General features: G+C 37.9%; 3 protein-coding genes. 1 reads left to right on the forward strand and 2 read right to left on the reverse strand.

Going from position 1 to position 5,449, the window contains the following annotated elements; translation table 11 throughout:
* Positions 1 to 113: 113 nt before the first annotated feature.
* Together ABMY41_RS21275 and traN are read right to left on the reverse strand one after the other, a co-directional pair.
* A complete protein-coding gene (locus tag ABMY41_RS21275; RefSeq protein WP_235374323.1) occupies positions 114 to 893 on the reverse strand; it encodes a hypothetical protein in 780 nt (259 codons plus the stop codon).
* A 105-nt stretch (positions 894 to 998) separates the two neighbouring features.
* Positions 999 to 4,145 carry a conjugal transfer protein TraN gene (gene traN, locus ABMY41_RS21280; RefSeq protein WP_235374322.1) on the reverse strand — a complete coding sequence of 1,049 codons (3,147 nt, stop codon included), beginning with the start codon at positions 4,143 to 4,145 and terminating at the stop codon, positions 999 to 1,001.
* A 220-nt stretch (positions 4,146 to 4,365) separates the two neighbouring features.
* Here traN and ABMY41_RS21285 point away from each other — a divergent pair, with 220 nt between their 5' ends.
* Positions 4,366 to 4,551 carry a hypothetical protein gene (locus tag ABMY41_RS21285; protein ID WP_235374321.1) on the forward strand — a complete coding sequence of 62 codons (186 nt, stop codon included), beginning with the start codon at positions 4,366 to 4,368 and terminating at the stop codon, positions 4,549 to 4,551.
* Positions 4,552 to 5,449 lie beyond the last annotated feature (898 nt).

The following is a 5,449-nucleotide window of genomic DNA, read 5'->3' on the forward strand; positions in this document are numbered from 1 at the left end:
TCAAAACACACCGCCAAGTGAAAGAGCCGTAAAAACTTCACGCGCTTTAAGTCAGAAAAAAGACTAGTTACCTCTTGCTTGACTCGCCCTTGAAAGGGTGAGATTGCGCAAGCCTAATGTTCAAAATTTTGCCCAGTAATAAATTTATGTATTTTCCCTTTGTGAATGACTATATGAGAACCAGCGTACATAGCCCAACTGTAATCCCAGTTACCTGATCCTAATTTTCTAGGGTGATACAAGTAAACATCATCCCCCATGTAATCACTCATTAAATGCAATGATACAAAATTTCCATTTGCTTCAAAAATTACATATGCAGACTTACTTTCTTGATCATATGACGAAACTCGACCAAGCCCAATGTATTGCCCGCAGTTATTTACAACAAGAATCAAATTTTCACATTGATTTTTGTTTTTATAGTTGATGATTCGCTGAGTACTTGTTGTCCTTTCTGACTCTATTTCAAGCCCTTTCTTGGCAGCAATTTCATCAAGCTTTTTCGAAGCTCTAGCAATAATACTTTCAGGATTTGCAAGTGCTGATTGACTTACATTCTCAACCTTAACTATAAATTGGGCGTTCTTAGCTAAAGGCTCGTCTTCAATGATACTATCATTAATGGCTGTACTGGCTGCTCCAGTAAAATCTAACATTAACAGCTGACCTAGAGCCATTACACTCGAGCCAGGTACTTTGCGTGTCCCTGACTTTCCGTCAGCACTGTCCATAAACTTATTGCTGCCAGCTAAGCGCATTGTTGTTTTTGCAAATGAGTCATTCTCATTTGCTTGAAAGCTATCAAACACAATTGGCTCTTTTGTTGATGAACAAGCTGATAAAGTTAATGCCATGACTGAAGCTAAGGATATTTTAGTTATATTTTTCATAGATTTCCTCGTTTGTCCCGAAAGTGTCTCTATCGTACTTTATTATTTATATCGCGCAACTTTACAATCATTAATCATTAATCATTAATCATTAATCATTAATCATTAATCATTAAGGAAGTAGCATGCCAATGGTCTCGGCACATATGAACAATCAATATCATCTGCATTTATGATACTTCTTGTTTCAATAGCTCTCTCAGCAAGCTCAGCGTCAACAGCTCTTTGTGTTGTTCTATCAACAGCGTTTTCTCGACCTTCATTATTAAGTAGTCGACCAGAACCAGTTAGCTTATCAAGGTCTTGAGCAAAATCAGCAATACCAGACTCGATCATTATGTTAATCCATTCGCTTAAATCAATTTGATTCCAGTCTAGGTTAGACAGTTGTTCAGGGGTTAACCCCGGACAATTCCTTAATTTTGAACCATCAACTTCTTCTGTTGTATATTCTTCTAGGTCATGGCCAAGCATTGGGGATGCTTGTTCCATTATTATTCGAGATAGGATGGAGTCATAACAGCAATAATCTTGACGACGTAGATAGCAGACACCCAAAGCATCTTCAGCACAATATTTCTTTCCTACGGGAATACATTGTTTCGTAGCAAGCCTAATTCCCATATCCATTTCATACTCGTGGCAAGCAGTGAGCAAATTTAAAGCTAGTTTAATATATTGATACACCATGTATGCAGCATATACATAACCAATTACCGCTACAGCTTGACTTGCTCCTTCTGATAGCACCACTGTTGATGCCCCATTCTTAACAGTCTCTGTCATTAATGCCTGAGCTAACTCCTCTGGAATCGAATCATAAACATATTTCATAACCGCTTGTTGTAGTTTTTCCATAGCCTGCTTAGAGAAAATATCCATTGCGGCCCCAGATGCATCAACCACCTCCCCTACTGCATTACCTGCCGCAGTACTTGCCGCATCAGTAAATACTGTAGACACTGAAGACCAAGCGCTTGAAACAGCTTCACCAGCAGTTGTAGCTGCATTAGCAATAGGTTCTCTCAGACTCTGATAGCCGCCTACTACAGCATTACTGGTTCCATCTAGTCCAGCTACAAATGCATCTGCTTGTAGCATGCCATAAGCAGCTTGTGCATATTCATAAATATCAACACCATCAGGAGCCTCACAACAGTCATTACCTAAACCACTTGGCTCCCAAGAGCAAAATTTGCCTTCACCTTTAAAAATAGTGCACGTTGATGGGTCTGTAGGATCTTCACAGTTCATCCCATCTTCCATATGTTGTATTACTGTAGCCATAGCAAGAACATCTGCGAATTGATCATTAACTTCACTATTTGATGTTTCACAATTCCCTCCAACACAAGGCAATGTAGCCGCACAGGTATTCTGTGTTACGGAGCTTGTTACAGTCGAAACAACCTCCTCATCACATTGATACTCAATTGTGTAAGCGAAGCAAATATCATCGGCGTCATCTCGCTCCCAAAGCCACCCTTCAGCACATGTTCTCTCAATTTCTTGACATTGCGTATCAGTTTGGTAGGTAGTGCAGTGGTTTGGTTGAGATTCTATCTCATCCCAGGAATAACATTGGAATTCATCCCCTATCCCTGCTGCTTTTTCTTCCTCAGTGGCTCTCCGAGTTACAATACAGTAATCTTCACCTTTAGTAGGATCACAATTGTATCCATCAAGGTTAACTCTCCAAGTTTTATTTCCTGTATCACCATTATAAAAAGGAGGGACTGTTTCTAATATTTCTGGGGGTAATCCAACGCTACCAACCTCGATATTTGTATAGCTATCAAATTTACAAAAACCTTCAAACCGGCTTTCAGTACCACCACTAATTGTGTCACTAAACCCTGCTAAGCCATTGCTTTCCTTAAGCTCACTTTCAATCGCATCATAGCAACCAGCTGGATACTGCTTGTTTTCCCCTACTTCACCAGTAAACCTGTATCTTACTTGAGCGTTCAAGATCCATTTTGTATCACCACTATCATCAGTTTTATCTTCAACTTGGACAATACCTTTTAAACCATTTGCACATGTTGGCGCTTGCAACTCTCGAATCCAAGTACTTTCATCAATACTTCCATCTAGTGTGGTGTTGGGCCAAGCACCAAGGCTTACCCTATTAATATTAGTATTATTAACTGTGCAGAAATCTTCAAAACTTGGACCTTCAAATTTCAGCTCTGTTGCAATTGAATCGGTTGGGGCTATTGTCTTAGCAGTTTGCTTCTTTAGGTCAAATTCTACTGTTAAAAACTGCTTCCCCTTACCCGCCATTTGCACTATTACGTCATAAGCAACTGGTGTAGCTCTTTCAACTTCGCAATATAAGCTATTGCTTGCAAGGGGTTGCATACATAAATGATTTGTTGATTGTGTTGATGTAAATTCACGTGTTATGTCAACTGACTCATCTGTACATGACGATAACCATGATCCGGTACCGTCAAGGGCATCATTCACTTCATTAAATCCGTAATTGAAAATACTGCTTCTGGGGTTTATTTCTGGGGGTTTATTGTCATTCTGAATTGATTGAATTGTTTGGTATACAGTTGCATCACTAGCAGTGTCTGTTTTCAAACTGTTTATTTTAGTGGTTCCTGAAGCATAAAACTCTGTCTCATTACCATAGTGACTGTCTGCCTCAAATGTTGTTTGAGAGTGATTTAGCTCTGAGCTAGTGTACTCGTTTTGATTAGAAACATGCTCAGTAACTTTTGATTCATCAATAGTCCCAACATAATTACCACTATCATCTTTTGTAAGCGAAACTCCTCCATTACTATAATTTGTAATTAAACCTCCACTAGCATTAGTCGATGGAACAACAGCTGACTTTGACATGTCTCTCGCAACATTTACGCTATCTTCAATCTGCTGCTGTGCATTGTCTCCATAATTACCATAAGCAGACAAATCAACTGTTCTAGATGTCTGTGGGGTTAGGTAGTATTTTTGAATTATCTCATTTTCTCGATTTGGATTTATGACTGTTTGATGTGGGTATTTTAATAACGTTTGATTTAAACGTTGATCATCGGAGCGGTTATTTGTTGGATCATCAGTTTTGTATTTTTGCTGAATTTGGTCAAACCGTTCCTGTGCAGCAATAGCTGTTTCAAATGGAGTGGCAATCGATAGTAACCCAGCCCATACCCCAATTACTGATACAGCAATGGTTTGACCAACCATGCTTGCAATGATTGTATATCCGGTTAATTTTTTCTTAAAACACTTCATTAAACATAGAGCCATGACTATTTATTTGAAGATATTTTAAAATCTATATTTCCATCTAAATCCTAATTTTCATTAGATTTTTAATTAAAATTTGCTCAATTAAAGCCACCTGATAGAGTAAAAGGGCTCTGAGGTGCCTTTGCTCCATTATCATTTGATATGCATACCATGATCTATAGTGTGGATGCCCCTACACTAGAAAAATAACTTCACAGAAGATTTGAGAGAGCAAGTAAACAAAGTAAATCCCAAAAAAGAGTTTTTCAAAACCTCTATAGCAGAGGTTAGACAAGTAGTTGAGCAGCAGGATTTACTTGATGTTCATTGGAAACTGACAGCAGAAACTGCTGAATATAGGGAGTCTTTAACAATAGAAAATGCTCGACAAGAACAAAATGTCACCTAATAGCTAAACCTCTGTTATAGAATACCAAACCAGCAAAGTATAGAAGCACAAAAAGCAAATCCAGCGTCATTCTGGCTAAACTAGGATACAAAAGAAAAAAGCATACAAACTTAGGGATGAAGGTGAGTTTGTATGCTTGGGTATTGATAATCAATTAGGAATTTGCTGGCTCAATAATTTATTAAATACACTTTAAATATAGAGGCTGTGCTTATTATTGTCAAACTTCCATACTTAAAAATTTTTCGAAACTTTATGAGCTCCCCTTATTCGACATTAAGGTGGCGCCCATAAGTGATTCACTTCACACTGTTGTTTCAATAACTCCATGTTTTTAATATTAACTTTTTATAGGTGGGGTAAAAAAACCGAAACAAATATAAGCTTAATTTAATATTAAAATTAGATAAATCTAGGGGGTATCGCTCAATTACCTAGTAATTTTTTGCTAAAAACAAATTTTCCCAAATGAATCCCTAAATATGCAAAGGTAACGAACGCAATATGAGCTATTATAAACATAGTTCACCCCCTAAGAGTAAACAAGACTATACGTCAGGTTAATAGTTTTCTAACTGACTTATCTCGGTGTGTTGAGAGTTTTAGTTCTAAGTATCTCTTTGCTTTTCCTTTACCCATGTGATCAAGGCACTCGCAAATAATTGAAACACTGTTACTTATCTCTTCTTCGTATTTTGGGCTCGTGTACTTGTGGTATGTTGTTTTCTTAAATCCAAATATGTGCATTGCTTGCTGTTTACTTAGCCTATATTTAGTGAACTACTCGCGCCTAAAGGCATCGAGCTTCCAAGATAATAGCCTAAGCTACTAACCTTTCTTTTTTGACGCTTCGTTGGACACCGCTAGTCGAGCTTTTGACTCGGCTAGTCTTACGATT

It is taken from the genome of Pseudoalteromonas sp. BZA4 (assembly GCF_040104395.1).
In the GTDB taxonomy this organism is placed as follows: domain Bacteria; phylum Pseudomonadota; class Gammaproteobacteria; order Enterobacterales; family Alteromonadaceae; genus Pseudoalteromonas.